Origin of the sequence: Amycolatopsis decaplanina DSM 44594 (assembly GCF_000342005.1) — a bacterium.
In the GTDB taxonomy this organism is placed as follows: domain Bacteria; phylum Actinomycetota; class Actinomycetes; order Mycobacteriales; family Pseudonocardiaceae; genus Amycolatopsis; species Amycolatopsis decaplanina.
This window is the reverse complement of the sequence record NZ_AOHO01000032.1, coordinates 101500-126674: the sequence shown is the minus strand read 5'-3', so window position 1 is coordinate 126674 and position 25175 is coordinate 101500. Positions and strand designations below refer to the sequence as shown.

At 69.6% G+C, this 25175-nt stretch carries 24 protein-coding genes and 1 pseudogene; 14 read left to right on the top strand and 11 right to left on the bottom strand.

Translation table 11 applies throughout. The annotated features are described in order from the left end of the window. Positions 1-33 precede the first annotated feature (33 nt). Genes H074_RS07295 through H074_RS07285 form a run of 3 tightly spaced genes read left to right on the top strand, consistent with a single transcriptional unit; the run spans position 34 to position 2584 of the window. Positions 34-1398 (top strand): M16 family metallopeptidase, encoded by a 1365-nt coding sequence (locus H074_RS07295; RefSeq protein ID WP_007029385.1) that lies wholly within the window; start codon positions 34-36, stop codon positions 1396-1398. Then, the gene (dapB, locus tag H074_RS07290) at positions 1395-2141 is read left to right on the top strand and encodes a 4-hydroxy-tetrahydrodipicolinate reductase (protein WP_039921741.1); all 747 of its coding nucleotides are present in this window, start codon (positions 1395-1397) and stop codon (positions 2139-2141) included. The genes H074_RS07295 and dapB overlap by 4 nt, the downstream gene beginning before the upstream one ends. Further along, entirely contained in the window at positions 2138-2584 is a 447-nt protein-coding gene (locus H074_RS07285; RefSeq protein WP_007029383.1) for a tetratricopeptide repeat protein, read from the top strand. The genes dapB and H074_RS07285 overlap by 4 nt, the downstream gene beginning before the upstream one ends. Positions 2585-2616: 32 nt before the next feature. On the opposite strand, the gene H074_RS07280 is transcribed toward H074_RS07285, so the two are convergent. Continuing rightward, the gene (locus H074_RS07280; RefSeq protein ID WP_007029382.1) at positions 2617-3138 is read right to left on the bottom strand and encodes a YqaA family protein; all 522 of its coding nucleotides are present in this window, start codon (positions 3136-3138) and stop codon (positions 2617-2619) included. Between the two features lie 148 nt (positions 3139-3286). Between H074_RS07280 and H074_RS41430 the strand changes: the two are divergent. Continuing rightward, positions 3287-3694: pseudogene (locus H074_RS41430) on the top strand (GtrA family protein); the annotation flags it as partial. A 66-nt stretch (positions 3695-3760) separates the two neighbouring features. Here H074_RS41430 and H074_RS39135 read toward each other — a convergent pair. Then, entirely contained in the window at positions 3761-4321 is a 561-nt protein-coding gene (locus tag H074_RS39135) for a GNAT family N-acetyltransferase (protein ID WP_083920381.1), read from the bottom strand. A 113-nt stretch (positions 4322-4434) separates the two neighbouring features. Between H074_RS39135 and H074_RS07270 the strand changes: the two genes are divergently transcribed. Beyond that, complete coding sequence (locus H074_RS07270) at positions 4435-5655, top strand: winged helix-turn-helix domain-containing protein (protein ID WP_039921762.1); 1221 nt, start codon at positions 4435-4437, stop codon at positions 5653-5655. Positions 5656-5747: 92 nt separating this feature from the next. Here H074_RS07270 and H074_RS07265 read toward each other — a convergent pair whose 3' ends face one another. Then, on the bottom strand, positions 5748-6656 hold the full coding sequence (locus tag H074_RS07265; protein WP_007029378.1) for a DUF4097 family beta strand repeat-containing protein: 909 nt from the start codon (positions 6654-6656) through the stop codon (positions 5748-5750). A 10-nt stretch (positions 6657-6666) separates the two neighbouring features. Then, complete coding sequence (locus tag H074_RS07260; RefSeq protein WP_007029377.1) at positions 6667-7191, bottom strand: toxin-antitoxin system HicB family antitoxin; 525 nt, start codon at positions 7189-7191, stop codon at positions 6667-6669. A gap of 133 nt (positions 7192-7324) precedes the next feature. On the opposite strand from H074_RS07260, the gene thyX reads away from it, so the two are divergent. The 6 genes from thyX to H074_RS07230 all read left to right on the top strand — a co-directional run bounded on the left by thyX (position 7325) and on the right by H074_RS07230 (position 14563). Continuing rightward, positions 7325-8077 (top strand): FAD-dependent thymidylate synthase, encoded by a 753-nt coding sequence (gene thyX / locus H074_RS07255; protein WP_007029376.1) that lies wholly within the window; start codon positions 7325-7327, stop codon positions 8075-8077. After that, a complete protein-coding gene (locus H074_RS07250; RefSeq protein ID WP_007029375.1) occupies positions 8077-8469 on the top strand; it encodes an ACT domain-containing protein in 393 nt (130 codons plus the stop codon). The genes thyX and H074_RS07250 overlap by 1 nt, the downstream gene beginning before the upstream one ends. A gap of 82 nt (positions 8470-8551) precedes the next feature. Beyond that, positions 8552-10051 (top strand): serine/threonine-protein kinase, encoded by a 1500-nt coding sequence (locus H074_RS07245; protein ID WP_007029374.1) that lies wholly within the window; start codon positions 8552-8554, stop codon positions 10049-10051. A 111-nt stretch (positions 10052-10162) separates the two neighbouring features. Continuing rightward, a complete protein-coding gene (gene dapA / locus H074_RS07240) occupies positions 10163-11176 on the top strand; it encodes a 4-hydroxy-tetrahydrodipicolinate synthase (RefSeq protein ID WP_039921739.1) in 1014 nt (337 codons plus the stop codon). A 5-nt stretch (positions 11177-11181) separates the two neighbouring features. Beyond that, positions 11182-12870: a ribonuclease J gene (locus tag H074_RS07235; protein ID WP_007029372.1), complete on the top strand. Its 1689-nt coding sequence runs from the start codon at positions 11182-11184 to the stop codon at positions 12868-12870. A 133-nt stretch (positions 12871-13003) separates the two neighbouring features. Continuing rightward, positions 13004-14563 (top strand): VWA domain-containing protein, encoded by a 1560-nt coding sequence (locus H074_RS07230; protein WP_007029371.1) that lies wholly within the window; start codon positions 13004-13006, stop codon positions 14561-14563. On the opposite strand, the gene H074_RS07225 is transcribed toward H074_RS07230, so the two are convergent. After that, positions 14514-15914: an amino acid permease gene (locus H074_RS07225; protein ID WP_007029370.1), complete on the bottom strand. Its 1401-nt coding sequence runs from the start codon at positions 15912-15914 to the stop codon at positions 14514-14516. The genes H074_RS07230 and H074_RS07225 overlap by 50 nt on opposite strands. A gap of 152 nt (positions 15915-16066) precedes the next feature. On the opposite strand from H074_RS07225, the gene H074_RS07220 reads away from it, so the two are divergent. Beyond that, entirely contained in the window at positions 16067-16657 is a 591-nt protein-coding gene (locus tag H074_RS07220) for a DUF305 domain-containing protein (protein ID WP_007029369.1), read from the top strand. Here the strand turns inward: H074_RS07220 and H074_RS07215 are convergent. The 5 genes from H074_RS07215 to H074_RS07195 all read right to left on the bottom strand — a co-directional run bounded on the left by H074_RS07215 (position 16634) and on the right by H074_RS07195 (position 21097). Continuing rightward, positions 16634-17605 carry an EamA family transporter gene (locus H074_RS07215; protein ID WP_007029368.1) on the bottom strand — a complete coding sequence of 324 codons (972 nt, stop codon included), beginning with the start codon at positions 17603-17605 and terminating at the stop codon, positions 16634-16636. The two genes, H074_RS07220 and H074_RS07215, sit on opposite strands and share 24 nt — an antisense overlap. Before the next feature lie 113 nt (positions 17606-17718). Next, on the bottom strand, positions 17719-18273 hold the full coding sequence (locus tag H074_RS07210; protein ID WP_007029367.1) for a hypothetical protein: 555 nt from the start codon (positions 18271-18273) through the stop codon (positions 17719-17721). Positions 18274-18338: 65 nt separating this feature from the next. After that, positions 18339-19877, bottom strand: a complete 1539-nt coding sequence (locus tag H074_RS07205; protein ID WP_007029366.1) for an alpha/beta hydrolase — start codon at positions 19875-19877, stop codon at positions 18339-18341. After that, positions 19877-20182 carry a hypothetical protein gene (locus tag H074_RS07200; RefSeq protein ID WP_007029365.1) on the bottom strand — a complete coding sequence of 102 codons (306 nt, stop codon included), beginning with the start codon at positions 20180-20182 and terminating at the stop codon, positions 19877-19879. The genes H074_RS07205 and H074_RS07200 overlap by 1 nt, the downstream gene beginning before the upstream one ends. A gap of 105 nt (positions 20183-20287) precedes the next feature. After that, positions 20288-21097 (bottom strand): lysophospholipid acyltransferase family protein, encoded by an 810-nt coding sequence (locus H074_RS07195; protein WP_039921736.1) that lies wholly within the window; start codon positions 21095-21097, stop codon positions 20288-20290. A 128-nt stretch (positions 21098-21225) separates the two neighbouring features. On the opposite strand from H074_RS07195, the gene H074_RS07190 reads away from it, so the two are divergent. Both H074_RS07190 and H074_RS07185 read left to right on the top strand, forming a co-directional pair. Further along, the gene (locus H074_RS07190) at positions 21226-23730 is read left to right on the top strand and encodes an FtsK/SpoIIIE family DNA translocase (RefSeq protein WP_085940897.1); all 2505 of its coding nucleotides are present in this window, start codon (positions 21226-21228) and stop codon (positions 23728-23730) included. A 116-nt stretch (positions 23731-23846) separates the two neighbouring features. Continuing rightward, complete coding sequence (locus H074_RS07185) at positions 23847-24305, top strand: hypothetical protein (RefSeq protein ID WP_007029362.1); 459 nt, start codon at positions 23847-23849, stop codon at positions 24303-24305. A gap of 224 nt (positions 24306-24529) precedes the next feature. Here the strand turns inward: H074_RS07185 and H074_RS07180 are convergent, their stop codons facing one another. After that, a complete protein-coding gene (locus H074_RS07180; protein ID WP_007029361.1) occupies positions 24530-25171 on the bottom strand; it encodes a nitroreductase family protein in 642 nt (213 codons plus the stop codon). Positions 25172-25175 lie beyond the last annotated feature (4 nt).

The window sequence follows — 25175 nt, the reverse complement described above, 5'->3', positions numbered from 1 at the left end:
GTGGCCTTCACGGCACGTGAGGCAGAAGGATCCATGGCTCGTCAGATCTCCGGGCACGAACAGCCCGTCGGCAGCACCCGCACCCTCGAGTCCACTTCGGACGGTGCGGTGGTCAAGCGCAGCGTGCTGGCCGGTGGCCTCCGGGTCATCACCGAGCATGTTCCCGCTTCCCGTTCGGTGACGGTCGGGCTGTGGGTCGGTGTCGGATCGCGTGACGAGCCGTCGTCGGTCGAGGGCGCGGCGCACTACCTCGAACACCTGCTGTTCAAGGGCACCACGAACCGTGACGCCACCCAGATCGCCGAGGAGATCGACGCGGTCGGCGGGGAGTTCAACGCGTTCACCGCGAAGGAACACACGTGCTACTACGCGCAGGTGCTCGACGAGGATCTGCCGCTCGCGATGGACCTCGTCACCGACGTCGTGTTCGAGGCGCTGTGCACGGACAAGGACGTCGAGACCGAGCGCAGTGTCGTGCTCGAAGAGATCTCGATGCGCGACGACGACCCGGAAGACCTGCTGCACGAGACGTTCGTCGGCGCGATCCTGGGCAATCACGCGCTGGGCCGTCCGGTGCTCGGCAGTGAGAAGTCCATCGTCGAGATGTCCGCGTCGGCGCTGCGCGGGTTCTACCGGCGCCGCTACACGCTGCCGCGGATGGTGCTCGCCGTCGCCGGGAACATCGAGCACGGCCAGGTGCTTCGCTTGGTACGCAAGGCTTTGCGGAACCGGCTGACCGGGACGGCGACGCCCGTGGCGCCGCGTGGCGGCCGCGCGCGGATCGCGATGGCGCCGAAACTCGCGCTGCACACCGACGACACCGAGCAGGCGCACGTGATGCTCGGCCTGCGTTCGCTGTCGCGGCACGACGACCGCCGGTTCGCGCAGTCGGTGCTCAACGCCGCGCTCGGCGGCGGGATGAGTTCGCGCCTGTTCCAGGAGGTCCGCGAGAAGCGCGGGCTGGCGTACCAGGTGTACTCGTCCGTCGCGAGCTACGCCGACGCCGGGCACATGGCCGTGTACGCGGGCTGCCAGCCGGAGAAGCTCGGCGAGGTCGCCGGGGTGATCCGGGAGGTGCTCGAACTCGTCGGCAAGGACGGGCTGAGCGAAGCCGAGGTCGCGCGGGCGAAGGGGCAGTTGCGGGGCGGGCTCGTGCTCGGCCTCGAGGACACCTCCTCGCGGATGTCGCGTATCGGCAAGAACGAACTGAACTACGGCCGCTATCTCGGCGTGGACGACACGGTGGCGCGGATCGACGCCGTCACCACCGAAGAGGTCTGTGCGCTCGCTCGCACTCTGCTGCACCGCCCTGGTGGCGTGTCGGCGGCGGCGGTGGTCGGGCCGTACGCTCACGCCGACGACCTTCCGGACGATCTGCACGAGGTGATCGCATCATGACCGCTGGAATTCGCGTCGGCGTGCTGGGCGCACGCGGCCGGATGGGCCAGGAAGTGGTCAACGCCGTCAACGGCGCCGACGACATGGAGCTCGTCGCCGCGCTCGATGCCGGTGACGACTTCTCGGCGCTCAAGCAGGCGCAGGTCGTCGTCGACTTCACCCATCCCGACGCGGTGATGGACAACCTGGAGTTCCTGACCGGCAACGGGATCCACGCGGTGGTCGGCACCACCGGGTTCAGCGAGGAGCGGCTGGAGAAGCTGCGTTCGTGGCTCGCCGCCGACCCGTCGCTCGGCGTGCTGATCGCGCCGAACTTCGCCCTCGGCGCGGTGCTGGCGATGCGGTTCGCCCAGCAGGCGGCGCGGTTCTACAACTCGGCAGAGGTCATCGAACTGCACCACAACCGCAAGGCCGACGCCCCCTCCGGTACCGCAGCGCACACCGCGCGGCTGATCGGCGAGGCCCGCGCGGAAGCCGGCCTCACTCCCGGCGAAGACGCGACGACGTCCGAAGTGGACGGTGCCCGCGGCGCGCTCGTCGACGACGTCCGCGTGCACTCCGTCCGGCTGCCCGGGCTGGTGGCGCACGAGGAGATCCTGTTCGGCGGCGAGGGGGAGACCCTGACCATCCGGCACGATTCGCTGCACCGCACGTCGTTCATGCCGGGCGTGCTGCTCGGCGTGCGCTCGGTGCTCACGCGACCCGGCCTCACGGTCGGTCTCGAGAACATTCTCGACCTGTGAGGGCCCGCAACTTCGCGCTGGTGATGACGGCGGCGCTCGCCGTCTACGTCGTCCTGCTGGCGGGCCGGGGCATCGCGTTGGTGCGCACCGGTGAGACAGTGCCGGTGATCTTCGGCGTCGGCGTGCTGCTGCTGCCGTTGCTCGGGATCTGGATCATCGTCACCACCTGGCGATCCGGCGTCCAGATTCAGCGGCTTTCGCGGCGGCTGGACGAGGAAGGCGGCCTGCCCGACGTCTCCGACCTGCCCCGGCGCCCTTCGGGCCGGGTGGATCGCGACGCGGCCGACGCCTGGTTCGACGAGCGCCGTGCCGAGGTCGAGGCGGATCAGGAGAACTGGCGCGTCTGGTACCGGCTGGCGTACGCGTACGAGATCGCCGGCGACCGGAAACGGGCCCGCGCGACGATGCGGCGCGCCGTCGAACTCGAAGCCGCCTCCCGCTGACCTCGCAATTAGTCACCTACTTGCGAGGTTGGTCAGTAGTGGAACCAGCCCGCGAACAGGGCGGGGGAGGCGGCCAGCAGGCTGAACCGCAGCCAGCGGCCCACGAAACCGGTGGCCAGGAAGGTCGCCAGCGGCATCCGCACCAGCCCCGCGAGCACACTCGTGGCCATGTACGGCGGCAGGCCGACGATCGAACTCACCCCGTACGTGCCCGCCATCCACTGCGGATGCCGATGGCACCGTTCGCGCAGGGCGTCGAGCCGGGCACGCATCTTCTTGGTGCGTGCCCGCCATCGTTCCCGGCGCGGGGTGGGCGGCCGCTCCCGGTGCAGGCGGTCGTGCAGCGGTTTCGGCAGTTTGATCGTGCCCTTGGCGGCAAGGTAGTAGAGCGTCTTCCCGCCGACCTGACCGGCCGCGACGATCGCGCCGAGCAGCAGCCACGGCATCGTCGGCTGGCTCGCGCACAGGCCGATGAGGAACATCTCGATGCTGACCACGGGCAGGATCGCCGAACCGAAGGCGACGGCGAACGACAGGAGCAACCAGCCCACCATCGTTGCCTCCCCGTTATCTTCGTTCTCTCCAAGTTAGCAGCTGAAAACCAGGACGCACTGGGGCCAGCCCCCGTTCCCGGCTTCCGGCCGCACCAGAAGATCACCTGTTCGTCGGCTCGCGGCCACCTGCCGCTGCCATGCTGGATCCGTGGCCGACGTGCACGACGCGGTCCGCGGCAAGGGTTTCGCGGATCGCTTCGCCGACTTCTGCGCGGCCGTGGTCCGGCGCCTCCCCTTCGGGCTTTCCCGGCTGGTGGCGCCGAGTTTCCTCGGTTTCGCGCTCATCAACGGGTTCACCTTCGGGGTCGACCTGATCCTGCTGACCCTGCTTCGCGGCCGGCTCGGCCTGCCGGTGTGGCTGGCGATCACGCTCGCGTACGCGACGGCGTTCGGGTTGAGCTTCGTGCTGAACCGCAGCATGAACTTCCGCTCGCACGCACCCGTCGGCAGGCAGGCGGTGCTGTACGTCATCGCGATCGTCATCAACTACGTGGCGTTCCTGCTCGGCGTCGGCGCGGGATTGGCCGCGCTGGGCGTCGACTACCGCCTCTCCCGGCTCATCGCCGGGGCGTGCGAAGGCGTCTTCATGTACGCGGTGATGCGCTGGGTCGTGTTCGCGAAGTCAGGGAGTGAGCTCGAGGTCGAGGCCGCCGGTGAGCCGGACTTCGCGCACGTTCGTGCTTCCGGTGTCGAGGATGCGGACGGTTCCGTCGGGCGACCAGCCCGCGCGGCGGAAGAAGCCCAGTGACGCGTGGTCGGTCTGGGCGACCCAGCTGATCCCGCGCGTGGCGCCGTCCGCGCGCAGCCAGGCGGACGCGTTCGCCAGCAGCCGTCCCGCGTGCCCGCGCCGTCCCCAGCGCGGCTCGACCAGCAGCGAGGCGATGAGCGCCGTCGTCGAAGCGTCATCGGGCAGCGAGCCGTCGGCGGTGGCCACCTCGCTCACCGGGGCGCGGCCCGCGACGCAGAAACCGACGGTGAACTCGCCTTCGGTGGCAAGGAAGACGCGCGTGCCCGGGTACTCGATCGTTTCGGTCCAGGTCTTTTCGAGTTCCTCGATGTCGAGTCCGGCGACGGCCGCTTCGCCGAGCAGCTCCGTGTAGGCACTTCGCCAGGTGTCGCGCTGGATACGGGCGATTTCGGGGGCGTCGGACACGACTGCTGGGCGGACTTCGGCGGCGGCCATACGGGAAACCTACAGCGGAGCGAAGCTCCATCCATTGAGGGTGGGGGTGGGGAGGAAGGCGGATGTAGCCGGACCGCCGGAAACTGTCGGTGGCGGATGGCACCATTCCGACGATGAGCACTACGACCATCAGCGGCCCGGTCGCGCGCCGGATCGCCCTGGCCGCACAGGGGTTCGCCGACGCGCGTCCGAGCGGAGCGGTGACGAGAAGGCATCTGCAGCGCGTGCTGTCGCGAATCCAGTTGCTGCAACTGGATTCGGTGAACGTCGCGGTCCGCGCGCACTACATGCCGCTGTTCTCCCGGCTCGGCTCGTACGAGCCCGCGCTGGTGGACGACGCGGCCTGGTCCCATTCCGCCCGCAAACCCCGGATGCTGGTCGAATCCTGGGCGCACGAGGCGAGTCTGCTGCCGGTGGCGGACTGGCCGCTCCTGCGGTCCGGGGCGAAGCGCATGGGCTGGTGGACGAACTACGCGCGGGTGCTGGAGCAGACGCCCCAGCTGGTGGACGACATCCTGACCGTGGTCAAGGAACAGGGGCCGATCGGCGCGGGTGGCATCGAGCGTGCGCTGGAGAGCGAATCGGGTCGTGGCAAGCCCGGCTCGTGGTGGGAGCGGTCGGAGGTCAAGAAGGCCTGCGAGTGGCTCTTCGGCATGGGTCAGCTGACCACCGGCACGCGCCGGTCGTTCGAGCGGTTGTACGACCTGACCGAACGGGTCGTGCCGCCGGAGATCCTTTCGCTGAACGTGAGCCCGGAGGAAGGCGCCCGCGAATTGATCAACCGCGCGGCCCTCGCGCTGGGCATCGGCACCGAACCGGACCTGCGGGACTACTACCGGCTCGGCCCGGACGTCAGCAAGCGGGCGGTGGCGGAACTCGTCGACGCGGGTGTGCTGGAACCGGTGATCGTGGACGGCTGGCCCGCCCCGGCGTACCGGCACGTCGCGGCGAAGGCGCCGAGGTCGGTCACCGGCCGGGCCCTGCTGTCGCCGTTCGACCCGCTGATCTGGGAACGCGCCCGCACCGAGCGCATCTTCGACTTCTTCTACCGCATCGAGATCTACGTGCCCGAGCCGAAGCGGATCTACGGGTACTACGTGTTCCCGTTCCTGCTCGACGGCGAACTCGTCGGCCGGGTCGACCTCAAGGCCGACCGCGCCGCCGGGGTGCTTCGCGTCCAGGGCGCCTTCGCCGAGCCTGGGGTGGACGTCGCGCGGGTCGCCAGTGAGCTGGCGGGCGAGCTGCGGCTGATGGCGGAATGGCAGGGGCTGGACGGGGTCGCGGTGGGGGAGCGGGGCGACCTCGCTCCCGTCCTTGCCCGCCTCGTGCGCTAGCGACCCCGCGCGGAATGCCCCGAGCGCCACGCCCGGGACGTTGAGTGTCTCAAGCGTGGCGCTCGGGGCAGCTCGCCCCGCGGTCAGCGGCCTCACCGGGCCGCGCTGGTCACCACCGCGTCGCCGGTGCCGGTGCGCGCCCGCACCTTCAGCGAGACCTCCGAGGGGGCGGTCTCCGCGACGTCCAGTTCGCTCGATACCGATCCGGTCGTCGACGAAAGGTCGATCTCCGCCTGAACGCCGCCGCGGATCCCGACCCGGACCTCACCCGATCCGGTGGTCAGCTCCAGCGTCCCGGAGGCGGCGTCCGCCACCGAGAGGGAGCCGCTGCCGGTGCGCGCCAGGACCTCGCCCGCGACCTCGCCGAGCCAGACGTCACCCGTTCCGGTCGCGACCGTGGCCGAACCGCTCACGGAGGACGCCTCCACGGACCCGCTGCCGGTGCGCAACTGGAGGCCGGACAGCGTCGGGCCGAGCTTGATGTCGCCGGTGCCGGTGCGGACGATCGCCGAACCGTCGGCCCGTTCGAGGCCGATCTTGCCCGCGCCGGTCAGGAGGTCGGCCCGCCCGGCGGAGCCGGTGACCGTGACGTCGGCCGCCCCGGCCCGCACCTCCAGATGTGAACCGGCGGGCGCCCGGACGCTCACGGCGAGCGGGACGTTCTTCAGCTGCCAGGCCTTCGGCGCCTGGACGACCAGCCGGTTGCCGACCTTCTCGATCCGCGTCTGCGCCACGGCGTCGCCCGCCGACGCAGCCGGCGAACCGCCGAGCTGGTCGCCGAAGCGTTCCCCGACCCAGCTGAGCAGGCTCGTCATCCCGTCCACCCACGGCTGCTGTTCGCCGCCGTCCCGGCGGACCTCGGCGTGGACCCCGCTCTCGCCGGTCAGTTCGATGGTCACCCGGCCGATGGCCACGCTCACGTCGATCTCGATCGGGCCTTCGGCCTCGAAGTCCTCGACGCGCACGGTCTCTTCACCGGCGGGAATGCTTTCCTCGGTCATTTCCGTCCCCTCAGCCCTGGACCCAGCCGTGCAGGTGCGAACCGGCACCGCCGCCCGGCTTCTGCTTGTAGTGCCAGTGCTCGCTCCCGCTCTTGCCCAGCGCCCCCTGGACGGCCTGCGAGACGAACGTGTTCAGCGAAACGCCCTGAGCGGCGGCGGCGGCTTCGGCCTGACCCTTGACCTGCTCGAACAGGCGCAGCGTGATGCGGGTGATGTCGCCCGTGTCCACCTTGGGCGGGCGGGGGGTCTCCCGCGGCGCCTCGTGGCGGGGCGCGGACTGCTCGGCGCCCTCGGCGGAGCCGGTGACGACAACGCGTACGTCGCGGCCGTCGAGCCGGACGTCGACGACGTGCCCCGGCAACGCGGAGGTCACTTCGGCCGCCAGGTCGGCGAGGGCGTTCATGATGGTCAGCCGGGCGGCCGGCTCCAGCGCCGACGACAGCAGCGCGGCAGCGCGCCGCGTCTGCTCGTCGCCGGCCGAAGCCGTGTTCGCGAGGTCCTCGCGAAGGCTTGTGATGTACGGCGTCAGATCCATGACACCACTATGGCGTCACATGTGATGTCAGTCAAGGAGCCGATGACGTCACCGTGATGTCGTCGGGGTGTCAGAGACGGCTGCGGTTACGCTGCCCGGAGTCGTGGAGCAGGGGTCGAAAAGGAGTGCGAACGTGGCCGAGACCGTGTCACCCAAGGTTCAACTGATCGCGAAGACGGAGTTCTTCCCGCCGTCGGACGTACCGTGGTCGACCGATGCCGACGGTGGTGAGGCGCTGGCCGAATTCGCGGGCCGGGCCTGCTACCAGTCCTGGAAGAAGCCGAACCCGAAGACGGCCACCAACGCCGGCTACCTCGAGCACATCATCGACGTCGGTCACCTGTCGGTGCTGGAGCACGGGTCCGTCAGCTTCTACATCACCGGGATCTCCCGGTCGCTGACGCACGAGCTGATCCGCCACCGGCACTTCTCCTACTCGCAGCTCTCGCAGCGCTACGTCCCGGAGCGCGACGCCGCGTTCGTCGAGCCCGACGTCATCGCACAGGACCCCGAACTGCACGCGAAGTTCCTCGCCGCCTCGCAGGCCGCCGTCGACGCCTACACCGAACTGCTCGCCGGGCTGGAGGAGAAGTTCGCCGACGTGCCGAGCGCGACCCTGCGCCGCAAGCAGGCCCGCCAGGCCGCCCGCGCCGTGCTGCCGAACGCGACCGAGACCCGCATCGTGGTCACCGGCAACTACCGCGCCTGGCGGCACTTCATCGCGATGCGCGCCACCGAGCACGCCGACGTCGAGATCCGCGCCCTGGCCATCGAGTGCCTGCGCGAGCTGCAGAAGGCCTCGAGCAATGTGTTCGCGGACTTCACCATCTCCGCGCTGCCCGACGGCACCGAGGTCGCTTCCAGCCCGAAGGTTCTCGAGGGCTGATGCGACGCCTCGCGATCGACGTCCGGCCCGGCGAGTACGCGGTCGCCCGCCTCGCCCCGGACGCGCCGGTACCGGCGAACCTGCTCGACCCCGGCGAGCCAGTGCTGATCTCCCTCACACGGACGCCGGAGGAGTTGTCGGTGATCTGCCCGGCCGGTCTCGCGCCGGCCGGGGCCACCGTCGAGGACGGCTGGCGGCTGCTGTCGGTCCGCGGGCCGCTGGCCTTCACGCTGACCGGCATCATCGCGGCGCTGTCGAGCGAACTGGCCGCCGCCGGGGTGGCGCTGTTCTCGATGTCCACCTTCGACACCGACCACGTGCTGGTCCGGGCTTCGGAGCTGGAGCGCGCGGTGAAGGCGCTCCGGGAAGCCGGGCACGAGGTCACGGTCTGATTCACCAGCCGGGCGAAGGAACCTTTCGGGACGCGAACGGGTCCGAGTCAGCATCCTGCGCGAACCGAAGGAGCACCGAACCTTGACCGACGAACACACCCGTCCGTACGGGCCGCCCCAGCAGACGCATCAGGCCGCCGGCGCGCGGATCATCGCCGGTCGATACGCCCTGCTGGGCGAGCTCGGCCGCGGCGGGATGGGCATCGTCTGGCGCGCGCAGGATCAGGTGATCGGCCGTCAGGTGGCGATCAAGGAGCTGAAGTTCCCGAACGCTCCCGAGGACGCCTCGGTGCTGACGGAGCGGATGCTGCGCGAGGTCCGCTCCGCCGGGCGCCTCAACGATCCGGCCGTCGTCACCGTGTACGACGTCGTCACCGAAAACGGCGCCACCTACATCGTGATGGAACTGGTCGAGGCGCCGACGCTGGCCGACCTGGTGCGCGACCGCGGCCCTATGCCCGCCCAGCAGATCGCGCTGGTGGGGGAGCGGGTGCTGTCCGCGCTGCGGGCCGCGCACGCCGCCGGGATCGTGCACCGCGACGTGAAACCGGCGAACATCATGGTCGCGCCGGACGGCCGGGTGAAGCTCACCGACTTCGGCATCGCGCACGCCGCCGACGACCCGCGCCTGACCACCAGTGGCATGATCGTCGGCTCGCCCGCGTTCATGGCGCCGGAGCGGGTCGAAGGCCGCGACGCGATGCCCGAATCCGACCTCTGGTCGCTGGGTACGACGCTGTTCTTCGCCGCGGAGGGCATCGTCGCGTTCGAACGGTCGACCACCGCCGCGACACTGCACGCCATCATGACCGAGGCCCCGTACCTGACCCGGGTCCAGGGCCCGCTGGCCGCCGCGATCCTCGGCCTGCTGGTCACCAAACCCGAGGCACGCATGTCCTACGACCAGGTGCGCAGCCTGCTCGCGGCCGCGCAGGGCGTGCAGTCCCAGCCGACGCCGCCCTCGGGTGGCACCGCGATGCTGCAGCCCGGCCAGCCGATGACCCGGCTCGCCCCGGCCCCGGCGAAGCGCAACCTGCGTCCGCTGTGGCTGAGCCTGGCCGCGGTCGCCGTGATCGGCGCCCTGGTCGGCGGGATCTTCCTCGGCCGCTGGATGGCCGCGCCGAAGGGGACTTCGCAGGCGCAGGCGACACTGACCTACGGCATCAACGGCCAGGTCAAGCTCGGCTCGTCCGGGGACTGCTACAACGTGCCGCTCAAAGAGGGCATCAACCTGAACGACAACGTCAGCTGCGACAAGGACCACCTGCTGGAGGTCTTCTCCAAAGGGAGCCTGCTCGACGTCCAGTCCTATTCGGACGACGACGCCCAGGTCGCGGTGTATCCCGGTGCGGACGCGGTCAACCGGATCGCCGAGTCGCTGTGTTCGGCGACCTTCAACTCGAACGTCGTCCCGCCGCAGCAGCGGACGTCCCTCATCTGGCGTCCGGTCGTCCCGACCGAAGCCGAATGGAACCGGCCGCCCAACGAGGAAGACCATAACTATTCGCGCGGCTTCCTCTGCCTGCTCGCCAAGGCCGACGGGAGTCAGATCCCCTCGCAGATCACGACCAAGGTCAAATAGCTCACAGAGAGTTTGCGCCGAGTTCGCCTTCGGCACGGAAGATCTCTCGCATTCTCGGGGAATGGCCACGTCGGCAAGGGGTTCGACGCGCACAGGAGGTACCTTCACAGCATGTCCACTCCACCTACCGCAGCGCCGGGAAGACCGTTCGGGCGCGTGCTCACCGCGATGGCCACCCCCTTCGACGCCGACGGCGCGCTGGACCTGAAGCGGGCGCAGGAGCTGGCCGAACACCTCGTGGATCTGGGCAACGACGGTCTCGTCGTGAACGGCACGACCGGGGAGAGCCCCACCACGACCGACGCGGAGAAGACCGAACTGGTCCGTGCCGTCGTCGAAGCCGTCGGTGACCGCGCGACGATCGTCGCCGGGGCGGGCACGAACAACACCGCGCACAGCATCGAGCAGGCGAAGCAGGCCGAAGCGGCGGGCGCCCACGGCATCCTCGTCGTCACGCCGTACTACTCGCGGCCCAGCCAGGCCGGGCTCTACGCGCACTTCACCACGGTCGCCGACGCCACCGGCCTGCCGGTGATGCTCTACGACATCCCGCCGCGTTCGATCGTGCCCATCGAGGTCGACACGCTGCTGCGGCTCGCCGAGCATCCGCGCATCCTCGCGGTCAAGGACGCCAAGGGCGACCTGATCGCCGGTTCCGAGGTCATCGCGAACTCGCAGCTCGCCTACTACTCCGGCGACGACGGCCTCAACCTGCCGTGGATCTCGGTCGGCGGCGCGGGCGTGGTCAGCGTGATCGGGCACGTCGTGGCGGGCCGCATCCGCGGCATGATGGACGCCTACGAGTCCGGCGACACCTCCACCGCGCGCACCAACCACCGCGGCATGCTGCCGGTCCTGCGGGCGATGTCCCGCGTCGGCGGTGTCGCGTTCTCGAAGGCGGCCCTGAAGCTGCGCGGATTCGACATCGGTGACCCGCGGCTGCCCATCGTGGCCGCGACCGACGAACAGCTCCAGGTGATTTCCGCCGATCTCGCCCAGGGGGGCGTGCCGCTCGGTGAAAGCGCCGCCAGTGACTGGCATGGTGCACGAGTGGCACAAGCAGATTCAGCGGCGGCCTACACGGCGCCGACCTCACACACCAGCGTAGGGACCATGCCTCGGTGAGTTCATTGTCAACCGGACCCGGACCGACCACCCCGCCGCCGGCGCTGCCCGAAGGCGCCTTGCGCGTGGTCGCGCTCGGCGGGATCGGCGAAGTCGGCCGCAACATGACCGTCTTCGAGTTCGCCGGTCGTCTGCTGATCGTCGACTGCGGAGTCCTCTTCCCCGAAGACGACCAGCCCGGCGTCGACCTGATCCTGCCCGACTTCCGTGCGATCGAAGACCGCCTCGAAGACATCGACGGCCTCGTCCTCACCCACGGGCACGAGGACCACATCGGCGCCGTCCCGTTCCTGCTGCGGCTCGTGCCGGACCTGAAGATCTACGGCTCCCGCTTCACGAACGCGCTGCTCGCGGCCAAGGCCAAGGAGCATCGCCAGCGGCCGAACCTGATCGAGGTCCGCGAGGGCGAGCGACGCAAGGTCGGCGAGTTCGACCTCGAGTTCTTCGCGGTCAACCACTCCATCCCGGACGCGCTCGCGGTGGCCATCCGCACGCCGGCGGGGGTCGTGCTGCACACCGGTGACATCAAGCTCGACCAGCTCCCGCTCGACGGCAGGCTGACCGACCTCGCCGGGTTCTCCCGGCTCGGCGACGAGGGCGTGGACCTGTTCTGCGTCGACTCGACCAACGCCGAGGTGCCCGGGTTCGTCATGCCGGAACGCGACATCGGCCCGGTGCTCGACGACGTCGTCCGCAAGGTCGGCCAGCGCGTCATCGTGGCCTGTTTCGCGAGCCACGTGCACCGCGTCCAGCAGGTACTCGACGCCGCCGTGCGGCACGGGCGCCGGGTCGCGTTCGTCGGCCGGTCGATGGTCCGGAACATGGGCATCGCCGCCGACCTCGGCCTGCTGAACGTGCCCGACGGCCTGCTGGTCAACCTCGACCAGGCGGGCGACCTGCCCGAGGGCAAGGTGCTGTTCGTGTCGACCGGGTCGCAGGGCGAGCCGCTGTCGGCGCTGTCGCGGATGGCGCGCGGCGAGCACCGGCAGATCTCGATCCGCGCGGGCGACACCGTCGTGCTGGCCAGCTCGATGATCCCGGGCAACGAGACCGCGGTCTTCGGCGTCGTCAACGGTCTCACCCGGCTCGGTGCGAACGTCGTGCACCAGGGCAACGCCAAGGTGCACGTGTCCGGGCACGCGTCGGCGGGCGAGCTGCTGTACCTGTACAACGCGGTGCGTCCCAGCAACGTCATGCCGGTGCACGGCGAGTGGAAACACCTGCGTGCCAACGGAGAACTGGCCGTGCGCACCGGAGTCGCGCCGGAGAACGTGGTCATCGCCGAGGACGGCGTCGTGGTCGACCTCGTCGACGGCAAGGCCACGCGGACCGGCCGGGTCGAGGTCGGGCACGTGTACGTCGACGGCCTCTCGGTCGGCGACGTCGGCGAGTCGACCTTGTCCGACAGGCTCGTGCTGGGAGAAGGCGGCTTCATCGCGATCACGGTGGCGGTGGACTCCAACACCGGCCGCGCGGTGAGCAGCCCGACGGTGTCCGGCCGTGGCTTCTCCGACGACCCGAAGGCACTCGACGCCGTGGTCCCGCTGGTGGAGATGGAACTCGCCAGGACAGAGGGCGAGGGCATCACCGACACGCACCGCATCGCGCAGGCCGTGCGCCGCGTCGTCGGCCGCTGGGTCGCCGACACCTACCGGCGCCGTCCGATGATCGTGCCGACGGTCATCCCCGTCTAGCCAGGACTCGTGAGTGGTAAGGACGGTTCTAACCGTCCTTACCACTCACGAGCTGGTGGGCGGACAGCCTTCCCCTAAGGGGGCTGTCGGCGTACCCTCGGACGCTCCTCGAACCCCGATGCCGGGAGAGTCGATGGGACGCCACGCCACCGCCCGGACCCGAAGACGGATACTGCTACCGCTACTGGCGCTCGCGCTGGCGGCCGTGCTCGGCGCGGCCACCTGGGTGGCCGTGGTCATGGCGCGTTCCGAACCCGAGTGCGAGCCCGCGCGGGTGGTCGTCGCCGCGTCGCCCGACATCGCCCCCGCCGTCACCCAGGCCGCCCGCGACCTCGGCCTCGCGTGTGTCACATTCGACGTCCAGGCCAGGGAATCCTTCCAAATGGCGGAGGAGTTGTCCGGGACCGCGCCCAAGCCCCAAGTCTGGATCCCGTCCTCGACGCTGTTCCTGAGGCGGGCCGACGGTGTTCCGGTTTCCGGGCCGTCGATCGCCAGTTCGCCGGTGGTACTCGCGGTCGCGGAACCGGTCGCGCAAGGGCTCGGCTGGCCCCGCAAGCCGCTGACCTGGCCGGAAGTGCTCGGCGGCGCCGAGGTCGTCGCCGGAATGCCGGACCCGGTGCGCGACCCCGTCGGTGTTTCCGCGCTACTGGCGCTCCGCGATGTCGCGAAGGGTGCCTCGGATCCGGCAGCCGCGTACGTCGCCTTGCTCCGGAAGTTCTCCGCCGCCACTTCCGGCGCGACGGTGTTCCCCGCGTCGGAGAACGCCGTGCTGCGGCACAACTCCGAGCTTTCCGGCGACGAGACCGCGCTGGTGGCCGCGTACTCCCCCGCGGCCCCGGCGCTCGACTACCCGTTCGTCGAGATCGCGGGTGGGAATCAGCAGCAGGGCAAGGCCGTCGCGGAACTGAAACGCGCCCTGCTCCACGGCGCCGCGACCGGCACGCGGTCCGATCTGCGCGCCCCGGGCGGACAAGCGTTGCGGCTGACCGAAACCGATCAGCGCGTTTCGGCACAGGGGCAGCGCAGTGCCGAGATCCCGGACTCCGCCGAGGTCGACAAAACGCTCAGGCAATGGGCCGGAGTGAACATGAGCGCCCGGGTGCAGGTCCTCATCGACGTTTCCGGGTCGATGAGCGCCCCGGTGCCGGGAACCGGCAAATCCCGCCTCCGGATCACGCTGGAGGCGGCCGAGAACGCCCTGCACCTGTTCAAACCCACATCACAGATCCGTTTTCTGGCCTTCGCGACCAAAATGGACGGTGACCGTGACTACCGGGAGATCCTGCCGATGGCGCCGGTCGGGCAGCAGCTGGCCGCCGTCGACCGGTTGCGCGCCGTCCGCGCCGTGCCGGACGGGCAGACCGGTCTCTACGACAGCGTCCTCGACATCTATCGGCTGGCGTACAAGGAATGGGAGCCGGGGAAGCTGAACCTGGTCGTCGTGATGACCGACGGCCGCGACACCGATCCCCACGGCATCAGCCGTGAGAACCTGGTGGCCGAGCTGGGAAAGCTGCGCGAGAGGGACCGCCCGGTGCCGTTGGTCGCCATCGGGATCGGCCCGGAGGCCGACGAGACCGAACTCGGGCAGCTCGTCGCGCCCACCGGCGGTCAGGCCTTCCTCAGCCGTGACCCCGCGAAGATCAAAGAGGTGTTTTACGGTGCTCTCGGCCGGATCGCCGGCGCTGGATGAAGTAGACGGCGAGGATCACCGCCAGGCTGATCAGGCTCAGGTACAGCTGGGCCCGCGTGTCCGCGTCCACGAACAGCATCGACGCGACCACGGCCAGCGTCCAGGCGAGAGTGAGCCTGCTCAGCCACGGGTAGCCCCACATGCGCAGTTTCAGCCGTTCCGGCGCTTCGGCCTCCAGACGGCGCCGCATCCGCAGCTGCGAACCGGCGATGATCGCGTAGACGAACAACGCGACCGCCCCGGCGGAGTTGATGATGAAGTAGAAGATCTTGTCCGGGGAAACGAAGTTCATCACCACGGCCACGTAACCGACCGAAGTGGACACCAGGATCGCCTTCCACGGCACGCCGCGCCGGTTCGTGTCCGCGATCCATTTCGGCGCCCAGCCGTTGCCACGCAACGCGAACAACATGCGGGAAGCGGTGTACAGCCCCGAATTCAGCACCGACAGCACGGCCGTCAGCACCACCGCGCTGACCACGGTCTCGGCGGCGGGGATGCCGAACCGGCCGAACGCGGCGGCGAACGGGCTCGTCGTGGCCGGGATGTCACGCCAGCCGGTGATCATCACCAGCAGCGTCACGGAGCCGACGTAGAACACGATGACCCGCCAGACGATCGACGACGTCGCCTTGCGCACGGCCGTCTCGGGCTCACGCGATTCGGCGGCGGCGATGGTGACGATCTCCGCGCCGAAGTAGGAGAAGATCACGATCACCACGCCGTGCACCACCGAGAACGGGCCGTTGGCCAGGAAACCGTCCTGCGCGATGTTGCCGACCGAGAACGATCCGCCGGGCCAGGCCCCGAGCACGAACAGGGTGCCCACCACGAGGAACACCACGATCGTGGCGATCTTGACCGACGCGAGCCAGAACTCCGTCTCCCCGAACGAACGCGCCGAGGCGAGGTTGGCCGCGGTCAGCGACAACATCAGCACCAGTGAGAAGATCCATTGCGGGACAACGGGAATCCAGGTCTGGAGGATCTTCGCCCCGGCGACGGCCTCGAACGCGACCACACCGACCCAGAAGTACCAGTACAGCCAGCCGACGGTGAAGCCCGCCCAACCGCCGAGCGAGGTCCGCGCGTATTCCATGAAGGACCCCTGTGACGGCGAGGCCGTCGCCATCTCGCCGAGCATCCGCATCACCAGTACGACGATCAGGCCACCGATGGCGTAGGACAGAACGGCCGCCGGGCCGACGGTGTGGATGACCGCGCCGCTGCCGATGAACAGGCTCGCTCCGATGATCCCGCCCAGCGCGATCATCCGGACGTGGCGTTGCCGCAGGTCCGGGCGCAGGCCCGTCCGCTCGGTCGTGGTGTCCGGGGTGGTTTCCGCGCCCATTCGCTGTTTCCTCCTGCCGGAGTCGCGGTGGATCGCGGGATTGTCGCACCGCGAGGCCGGAAGGAAAAGTGTTTGCGCAACCCCCGGTGAACAGGCCGATGTGGACTCTGCCAACCTAGGCACCTCCACCGCGCGTTCCGAGGAGCTCTTCGATGCCGCACGCCGTCCTCCGGTTCCTGCCCGCCGTCGCCCTGGCCGCCGTCGTGCTCGCGGGCTGCTCGGACGAGGCGCCCCAGACGCAGACGGCGCCTCCCGGGTCGTCACCAGCGGCGCAGCAGGCCGCCGTTCCGTTCAACGACGCAGACCTGGCGTTCGCGCGGCAAGCCCTCGCACACCACCAGCAGGGCGTGGATCTGGCCTCCCTGGCGGAAACCCGCGCGGGGAACGAGCGGCTGAAGGCGCTCGCGAAGCGGGTCATCGACACGTATGAACCGGAGATCGCGCGGCTCTCCCGGCTCATCGAGTCGTGGGGGCAGCCCGCACCGGACGACCCGAACCTCGAACACGTCCAGCGCGACGGGTACATCGCCCCCGGCGACATGGCGGAACTGGCCGGACTGTCCGGAAAGGACTTCGACCGCCAGTTCGTCGCGCGGTTGCTGCGCCAGCGCGAGGCCGGTGTCCGTATCGCCGACGCCGAAACCCAGCACGGCCGCAACCCCGACGCCCGCGACCTCGCCGCGACGACTTCGCGTTCGCAGCAGCAGGAGATCAGCGACCTACGGGGCTTCCAGCAGGGTTGAGTCGGTCTGGACCACGTTCGAATTCAGCTGGACGATGTACGCGCCGGTCAGCAGCACCACCGCGCCGGCGGCTTGAACCCAGCTGAGCGCCTCACCCAGAAGCAGCCAGGCCGCGGCCGCGGCGATCAGCGGCTCCACCAGCCCCACGACGCTCGCCACCGACGCCGGGAGATGACGCAGCGCCGCCATGCCCGTCGCGTAGGCGAGGACGGTCGCGATCAGCACCAGGGTGACCAGCAACGACCACACCGGCGGCTCCCACGGCCCGAACGCCGCCGGGGCGTCGAGGACACCCCACGGGATCGTCCACGGCGGGGCGACCGCGCACACCAGGACCGCGCCGATCGTCATCCCCCAGGTGACCATGCCGAGCGGATCGCGGTCCGCGACGCCACGCTCCCCGAGCAGGAAATAGCCCGCCGAACAGACGGCCGCGCCCAGGCCGGCGAGCAACCCGAGGACGTCCAGGCCGAGCCCCTCCCAGACCTGCGCGACCAGCACGAGTCCCGTCATCGCCAGCGCGATCCCCGCCCACATCGCCCTCGGCAGCCGCACCCGGCGCACGAACCGCACCCACAGCGCGATCAGCACCGGTGAGGTGAACTCGAGCAGAATCGCGATCCCGACCGGGATCCGTCCGGCCGCGAGGAAGTACATGAGCTGGACGCCCGCGACGCCGAGCGAGCCGTACGCGAGGAGCAGTGGCCACTCGTTCTTCGTCACCTTGAGAAGTTCCGGCCGGAAGACGGCGACCAGCGCGAGCAGCACGATCGCCGACAGCCCGATGCGGATCGCCGCGACCTGCTCCGGGGACAACCCTGCCTGCATCGCCGGTTTGCCCAGCACGCCCGAGGTCCCGAAGAAGAGCGCGGCGAGCAGGATGAGCGTGATGCCCCGGCCGCGATGCGCGACGTGCCGGCTGACGGCGGGGGCGAGTTCGGCGGTCACGGCCGGAGGGTAGAGGCCAGGTGACGGCGGGGCGACCCGTTTTCTCAGCGGTTGGGCATGCGGGTCTCGTGAGTGGTGAGGACGGTTCTAACCGTCCTCACCACTCACGAGGGTCAGAAGGAGGTGCCGCCGTCGGTCCAGTCGGTGTGGGCGAAGTCTTCGTCGTCGACGGGAGCGCGACGCGGTTTGCGAACCGGCTCGGGTTCCGGCTCCGGGGGAGCGGCGACCGGCTGCTCGGGCTCGGTGGCTTCGAGGGCCTGCGGTTCGGGCGTGCCGTTCGGCCAGACGCAGGGTGAGGTCGCCCCGACGTAGAACTTGCCGAGGTCGTTCGCCTGCACGGTCATGTCGAAGGCGTCCGCGTTGTTCCTGACGAACACGTACTGATCCTTCGGCCGCGAATCCGTCAAGACCGTGAAGTCGTGAGCCGACCACCACTGGACGACGGCGTCGAAGTACTCGCCGAACCGTGCTGGTTCGAGACCTGTCACCTCATAGGTCGCGGAGATCTCGAAGCGGCCTTGGGGACCGTTGTCGGTGGGGTCGGTGCATTCAGACCTGTTCTGGGTGAACGGCTTTCGTTCCGCCGAGTCGGGCAGTGCGCCGAGCACGCCCTCGATGTACTGCTCGACCCTGTCTTTCGCCTCGTGTTCGGTGATGGTCGGTTTCATGGCGTCTTCATCTCCGGGGGAACAAGCGGACAAGAGCACGAGAAGGGCGGTCAGAAGCGGAAGTTTCACGCGGCGGGCTTCCCCGCGATGATCAGGCCGAGGTTCCGGAGCGAGGGGTTGTTGTCCTCCCAGTATTCGCTGTGTGCCTCCGTGCTGTACCCGCCCCATCCGTCCGTGCCCGGCGCGGAGGTGAACACCTGTCCGCCGAAGTCCGCGTCGGTCGGGTCCTGGCCGAGGATCGGGTCGTACCCGGCGATTTCGACGTTCGCCAGGTTGATCATGTCGTGTTCGGCCACCGTCGCGTGCACGTGCTTGCCGATCTCGTCCTGATTCACCCCGTCGAGGTGCAGTTCGCTCACGTCGTGCGCGCCGACGCCGGGGCTCGCCACGAAGACGAGTTCGTCCGCGGCGAGGCCGCCGTCACCGGCCGCGTGCCCGACTACGGTGGTGCCGTAGCTGTGTCCCATCACCGTGTTGTGCGAGGGCGGTCCTTGGTGCGTTTCCCTTAGCCCGTCTTGGAATTCCGCGAGTGCCGCCTTGCCGCCGTCGGCGTACTTGGCGCTCGCGGCGTCGGTGATCTCGTTCGGCGCGTCGTAACCGAGCCAGGTGATCACGGCCGTGGAGGGGGAGCCCGAGGTGGTCGCCGCGGCCCACATCTTGTCGGACCGGTTGAGATCGCCGCCGATCTTCGACAGCTCCGAACCGGTCCCCGGCACGTACGTCGCCACATTCACCGCGGTGTCGGGATTCCCCGCGGAAACGATCGCCTTCCCGTCGCCGCTGGTGTCCAGCCCGAGCAGGAACGCCTGTGGTTCCGACCGCGCCAGCCGCCGCTCGATGGCTTCCAGTCCCTTGAGTTTGGGATCGCCTTGGAGTCGTGCGATCTCGCGGGCGAGGACGGCGCGGTTGGCGGTGTCGCGGTCGGCGGCCGGGATACCGTCGAGATTTCCGATGAGACCCGGATTTCCTTGCAGCAGAGCGACTTTCGCCGTGTCCGACAGGCTCGCCCACCACGCCTTGTTGTCACCGGGGGCGCCGTTCTCAGGCGGGCCGATGATCGACAGGCCGCTTTGCGCGGCTCCGGCGTCCGCCGCTTGGGCGAGCGTGCTGCCACCTTGTTCGGTGATCTCGCCACGAAGAGCACGGCGCAGGATCTCGGCGAAATCGGCGTCGACGTCCGCCGCGCGGCGCAAGCCCTGCTCGACCCTGTCGGCCAGTTCCGCCATCACCCGGGGCTGGTCGGGCGACGGAGGGCCACCCGACGGGGCGATCTCGCCGCCGGGACCGATGGCCAGGCCGTTCCGTCGCGCCAGTTCGTCGGTCTCCCGCACGAACGCGACGATCCGGTCCAGCGCGATCTGCACCTCGTGAGCACCCCGCCGGACCGCGGACGCCTCGGCGACGAGCCGCTCCAGGGTGGAGGTCAGCGATTCGCCCCGCGTCGACGCGGCGGTGGCCGCATCGCCGGTCCATCCCGTGAAGCGCGCCATGGCTTCGACGTCGTCGTTCGCGGCGATGATCCGGGTGCAGCCGTCGTTCAGCGCGTCGGCGACCCGGCCGATCGCGGCCGGATCCCACCGGCGCACATCTCCCCAGGTGAGCATCAGACCGGCGTCCCGGCGGCGCGCAGATCACGCGACGCCTCCTGCTCGTTCGAGCGGTAGCGGACGGCCGCCTCGTCGAGTCGTTCGGCGTAGTCCGCGGTGTTCCCGGCCCAGCCCGGCACTGCGCGGCCCCAGGCATCCGCGAGCAGGCGGGCGGCTTCGCCGGAGACGCCACCCGGCAAACCATCCGCGACGTCGGCGAGCGTGGCCGCGAGGTCCACCTTCCCGACGTCGTCCGAAGCCCGTTTCGCCGCGCCTGACGCCGCGCCGATCGCCTCCAAGGCCACCTCGTACCCGCCGGCCATCCCGCTTCCTCCCCGTGGCGTGACGCTGTGTGACCACACTACGACGCGGGAGACGGGCGCGCGGTTCCCTTCACCTGTCCTTCGACCTGTCCCGGTATCCGGAACTCAGTGCCTTTTCCAGGGGCTGACGGTGTCGGTCGGCCTCGTCGGGTCGTGGAATCGCGGCTTGTCCAGTTCGTCGCGGCGCAGCGGCACCAGGCCATCGGTGATCGCCTGCATGATCTTGGCGTGCGCGCGGACCCCGGCGCCCGGCCGCTCCGGCTCGACCTCCGACAGGTCCACCGGATCGCCGAAATGCACCTTGAACCGCGGTCGGCGCATGGGCGCGCTCAGCCCGGACTTGGCGAGCGGCACCAGGTCGGCGGGGCCGTTGACGGTCTCTGTCCCCCAGTACACGGCTTCGTGCGCGCCCCACTGGCTGATCGGGATCACCGGCACCCCGGCGGCGAGCGCGAGCCGGGCCGCGCCGGTCTTGCCCCGCTCCGGCCACAGGCCGGGGTCGTGGCTGATCCGGCCCTCGGGATAGACGATCAGCGGGTCGCGGGTGGTCCGCAGCGCTTCGGTGGCTTCGGCGAACTGGCCGATGGCCGTCGATGCCTGTTGGCGGTCGACCCGCAGGTGACCGCTGACCCGTAGCGCGGGCCCGATGACCGGCGCGTCGAGGATGCCGCCCGCCAGCATGAACCGCGGGTTGATGCCGATCCGTTTGCAGGCCGCCATCAGCACGAACGCGTCGAAGACGCCGATGTGGTTGGCCGTCATGAGCAAGGGCTGCCGTCGCAGTTCCGCCGAAACACCGCCGGTCACGGTGAGTTTGCCGACGAAGTTGACCAGCCCCCGGTCGATGTTCAGCATCGTGCGCCAGATTGCCGGGGCGCGGCGAGCCGAATTCTCATCCTGATGCAGCGCGAACATGGGGCAGAGCATGTCATGAACAACTTTTCACCCGGATGGCCGCTCAAGCTGTGGCCTGAGACGAATGTTCTCCGATGTGCTCCGAGTGGCAGCCGGGGCTGGAGGGGCGAGGCGGCTACCGTGGAGACATGGCTAGCGGGTCGACGACCAGGAAACGGAGTACGGCGCGAAGCGGCGGCAGCAAGGGGCCGGCGCGAAAGCCGCGTACCCCGGCGAAGCCCAGGTCAACGGCTGCGAGGAAGCCCGCCCCACGGCGTCCGGCGCCTCGGAAGAAGTCCTCCGGCGCGTTCGCCAAGGGCGTGCGCGGCACCTGGAATCTGCTCGCGAAGGGCCTCGGCACCCTGGCGCGGACGGTCGGCCGCGGCCGCGAACTCGAACCCGAGCACCGCCGCGACGGTCTCGCCCTCGGTCTCATCGCGCTGGCGCTGGTGATCGCGTTCGGCGTCTGGTGGCGGGCCGCGGGGCCGATCGGCGGCTGGGTGGAGGTCGGCACCCGCTCGCTGCTGGGCGCCGGAGCGGTGACGCTCCCGCTGGTGCTCACCGTCGTGGCCGTCGCGCTGATGCGGTCGGAACCGATGCCGGAAGCCCGGCCGCGGATGGTCATCGGCACCCTGCTGGTCATCATGTCCGTGCTCGGCCTGCTGCACATCTTCACCGCGCTGCCCGAGACCAACGACGGCCGGATGTACGCCGGCGGGGTGATCGGCGCGTTCTCCGGCGGCCTGCTGACCATGGGCGTCACCACCTGGGTCGCCGTGCCGCTGCTGGTGCTCGCGCTGCTGTTCGGCACGCTCGTGTTCACCGGGACCCCGGTCCGGGAGATCCCGCACCGGCTGCGCAACTGGGGTCTCGACCCCGAAGAGATCGAAGAGGCCGAGGCCGAGCGCCAGGCCATCCACGAGGAACGCAACGCCGTCACCGAAGCCGACCCGAAGTCGGTCCGGCTGCGGAAACCGTCGCGGCGCCGTCAAGCCTCGGGCGACCACGACGGCGAGCAACTCGACATCGAAGCCGCGCTGGCCGAAGCGCCGACGCCGCTGCGCCCGCCGAAGGCCGCTCCCAAGCCCGTCGAGGTGCCGGAGAAGAAGCCGAAGAAGGCCGAGCAGCCGCTGGCGGTCACCAGGACCGTCGAGGGCGACTACAAGCTCCCGCCGCCGGACTTGCTGAAGCTCGGCGACGCGCCGAAGTCCCGCAGCAAGGCCAACGACGCCATGATCGAGGCGATCACCGGCGTGCTGGAGCAGTTCAACGTCGACGCGCAGGTCACCGGCTTCACGCGGGGGCCGACGGTCACCCGGTACGAGGTCGAACTCGGCCCCGGGGTGAAGGTCGAGAAGATCACCGCGCTGACCAAGAACATCGCCTACGCGGTGGCCACCGACAACGTCCGGCTGCTGGCGCCGATCCCCGGCAAATCCGCGGTCGGTATCGAGGTGCCGAACTCCGACCGCGAGATGGTGCGCCTCGGCGACGTGCTGCGCGCGCCGTCGACGGTCAAGGACAACCACCCGATGGTCATCGGGCTCGGCAAGGACATCGAAGGCCATTTCGTCACCGCGAACCTGACGAAGATGCCGCACCTGCTGGTGGCGGGGTCCACCGGTTCCGGTAAGTCGAGTTTCGTCAACTCGATGCTGGTGTCGCTGCTCGCGCGGGCGACGCCGGACGAGTGCCGGATGATCCTGATCGACCCGAAGATGGTCGAGCTGACCCCGTACGAAGGCATTCCGCACCTGATCACGCCCATCATCACCCAGCCGAAGAAGGCCGCCGCGGCGCTGGCCTGGCTGGTGGAGGAGATGGAGCAGCGGTATCAGGACATGCAGGTCAACAAGGTCCGGCACATCGACGACTACAACAAGAAGGTGCGCTCCGGCGAGATCACCGCGCCGCCGGGCAGCGAGCGCGTGTACGCGCCGTACCCGTACATCATGGCGATCGTCGACGAGCTCGCCGACCTGATGATGACCGCCCCGCGCGACGTCGAAGACGCGATCGTCCGGATCACCCAGAAGGCGCGTGCGGCCGGTATCCACCTGGTGCTGGCGACCCAGCGCCCCTCGGTCGACGTCGTGACCGGCCTGATCAAGACCAACGTGCCGTCGCGGCTGGCGTTCGCGACCTCCTCGCTCACCGACTCGCGGGTCATCCTCGACCAGCCGGGCGCGGAGAAGCTCATCGGTATGGGTGACGCGCTGTACCTGCCGATGGGTGCCGGGAAACCGGTCCGCATCCAGGGCGCCTTCGTCGGCGACGAAGAGATCGCCGCGGTGGTGAACTTCGCCAAGGAGCAGGCGCAGCCGGACTACACCGACGGCGTCACCGCGGCGAAGGCGGGCGAAAAGAAGGAAATCGACTCGGACATCGGCGACGACCTCGACGTGCTGTTGCAGGCCGCCGAGCTGATCGTCACCTCGCAGTTCGGCTCGACGTCGATGCTGCAGCGGAAGCTGCGGGTCGGCTTCGCCAAGGCCGGGCGGCTGATGGACCTCCTGGAAAGCCGTGGCGTCGTCGGTCCTTCGGAGGGCTCGAAGGCGCGGGACGTGCTGATCAAGCCGGAGGAGCTGGAGTCGGTGCTGTTCATGATCCGCGGTGGCGGGGACGCGAACGGCGGGGACGTCTCCGACGACTGACCGGAGTCCTTGAAGGCCTCGTGAGTGGTGAGGACGGTTCTAACCGTCCTTACCACTCACGAGGGCACCTGAAGAACCGATGCAACGGACCGGAGCCTCCGTTACGTCTCCAGCCCGTGGACCTCAAGAAGCTGCTCGTCGTCCTCTGTGCCCTGGTCGGCCTCGCCTGCGGAGCCGGCAGCTCCGCCGCGCGCGAACAACCCGCTGTGGCCCAGCCCGCGCCGGCGCAGCAGCCTCAGCCGGCCCACCAGCCTCAGGGCGCGGTCGAACTGGGGGAGACCGTCGTGCTCAAGGCCGGTGACACGACCGAGGTCGCGTCGAAGGACGTCAGTATCCGCTTCGCTCGCCTCGTGTCCGATTCCCGCTGCGCCGAGGGAATGGTCTGCGTCTGGGAAGGGGAAGCCGTGGTCGAGCTGACCCTGGCCGAACCGGGACGCGGTGAGCGGACGACGGCGGAAGTCGCCTCCACCGGACGTGGGGGCAGGCAGTCCGTCGAGTTCGCCGCCTGCCGGGTGGACCTGGTCGCCGTGAGTTCGGGGGGCGACCAGGTCACCCTGCGGGTGTCCAAGGCCTAGAGAGGCAAGAGGACGTTGGGTGAGAGGTGTGGGGAAACAGGACACTCAACGTCCCTGTTCCACACACCCCGTTCACGACAGGGCTGCTCACCGCCGTGATCTGGCCGTCAAGACAGGACTGTGTGGATTTCGGGACATCTGACGTCCCGAAATCCACACAGCCAGAGGTCGCGGTGTCCCGTCGCGTAGGTCGCCGACCCGATACCGGCCGGCGGCATCTCTGCCTAAAGCGCGTTCCCCCAGCCGTCGAGGTACGCGACTTCCGACAGCGGCACGCGCGATGCTGGTTTGAAGTCCGGTACCGTCGTGTAGGCGACCGGTAGCAGCCCGACCTGCGTGACGTCGGAGGGGACGCCGAGGATTCCGGCCGCCTCCGCCTCGTGTGTCAGGTGGTATGTCGTGAGCGTCGAGCCGAGACCCCGCGACCGCAGCGCCAGCTGGAAATTCCACACCGCCGGGAAGATCCCGCCGTAGAACGCCGCGTCGGTCGCGTTGTCACCGCTCGGCCTGCCGGTCAGGCACGGGATGACGAACACGGGCACCCGGTCGATCACGTCGATCAGGTGCTGCCCCGAAGCGAACGCCCGCGCCACCGAAGGCTCGGTGATCGCCTCGCCCAGTGCCGCCGCGTTCGTTTCCAGGTATGCCTTCCCGACCCGGCGGAACAGCTCGGACAGCCGGTCCTTCACGCCCTGGTCCCGCACGACGAGCCACCGCCACGCCTGCTGGTTGCCCGGCGTGGGCGCCTGCAACGCGAGCCGCAGGCACTCTTCGAGCACCTCGGGTTCCACCGGGCGGTCCAGGTCGAGTTTGCGGCGGACCGACCGTGTCGTGCTGAGCAGGTGGTCGGTGACCGAGGTGTCCATGTCC

What these genes read in the sequence shown, in the direction of transcription:
- H074_RS07295 (WP_007029385.1), top strand. Translation starts at nt 34, where the DNA reads ATGGCTCGTCAGATCTCCGGGCACGAACAGCCCGTCGGCAGCACCCGC.
- dapB (WP_039921741.1), top strand. Translation starts at nt 1,395, where the DNA reads ATGACCGCTGGAATTCGCGTCGGCGTGCTGGGCGCACGCGGCCGGATG.
- H074_RS07280 (WP_007029382.1), bottom strand. Translation starts at nt 3,138, where the DNA reads ATGGTGGGCTGGTTGCTCCTGTCGTTCGCCGTCGCCTTCGGTTCGGCG.
- H074_RS39135 (WP_083920381.1), bottom strand. Translation starts at nt 4,321, where the DNA reads ATGGCCGCCGCCGAAGTCCGCCCAGCAGTCGTGTCCGACGCCCCCGAA.
- H074_RS07270 (WP_039921762.1), top strand. Translation starts at nt 4,435, where the DNA reads ATGAGCACTACGACCATCAGCGGCCCGGTCGCGCGCCGGATCGCCCTG.
- H074_RS07265 (WP_007029378.1), bottom strand. Translation starts at nt 6,656, where the DNA reads ATGACCGAGGAAAGCATTCCCGCCGGTGAAGAGACCGTGCGCGTCGAG.
- H074_RS07260 (WP_007029377.1), bottom strand. Translation starts at nt 7,191, where the DNA reads ATGGATCTGACGCCGTACATCACAAGCCTTCGCGAGGACCTCGCGAAC.
- H074_RS07250 (WP_007029375.1), top strand. Translation starts at nt 8,077, where the DNA reads ATGCGACGCCTCGCGATCGACGTCCGGCCCGGCGAGTACGCGGTCGCC.
- dapA (WP_039921739.1), top strand. Translation starts at nt 10,163, where the DNA reads ATGTCCACTCCACCTACCGCAGCGCCGGGAAGACCGTTCGGGCGCGTG.
- H074_RS07230 (WP_007029371.1), top strand. Translation starts at nt 13,004, where the DNA reads ATGGGACGCCACGCCACCGCCCGGACCCGAAGACGGATACTGCTACCG.
- H074_RS07225 (WP_007029370.1), bottom strand. Translation starts at nt 15,914, where the DNA reads ATGGGCGCGGAAACCACCCCGGACACCACGACCGAGCGGACGGGCCTG.
- H074_RS07220 (WP_007029369.1), top strand. Translation starts at nt 16,067, where the DNA reads ATGCCGCACGCCGTCCTCCGGTTCCTGCCCGCCGTCGCCCTGGCCGCC.
- H074_RS07210 (WP_007029367.1), bottom strand. Translation starts at nt 18,273, where the DNA reads ATGAAACCGACCATCACCGAACACGAGGCGAAAGACAGGGTCGAGCAG.
- H074_RS07205 (WP_007029366.1), bottom strand. Translation starts at nt 19,877, where the DNA reads ATGCTCACCTGGGGAGATGTGCGCCGGTGGGATCCGGCCGCGATCGGC.
- H074_RS07200 (WP_007029365.1), bottom strand. Translation starts at nt 20,182, where the DNA reads ATGGCCGGCGGGTACGAGGTGGCCTTGGAGGCGATCGGCGCGGCGTCA.
- H074_RS07195 (WP_039921736.1), bottom strand. Translation starts at nt 21,097, where the DNA reads ATGTTCGCGCTGCATCAGGATGAGAATTCGGCTCGCCGCGCCCCGGCA.
- H074_RS07190 (WP_085940897.1), top strand. Translation starts at nt 21,226, where the DNA reads ATGGCTAGCGGGTCGACGACCAGGAAACGGAGTACGGCGCGAAGCGGC.
- H074_RS07180 (WP_007029361.1), bottom strand. Translation starts at nt 25,171, where the DNA reads ATGGACACCTCGGTCACCGACCACCTGCTCAGCACGACACGGTCGGTC.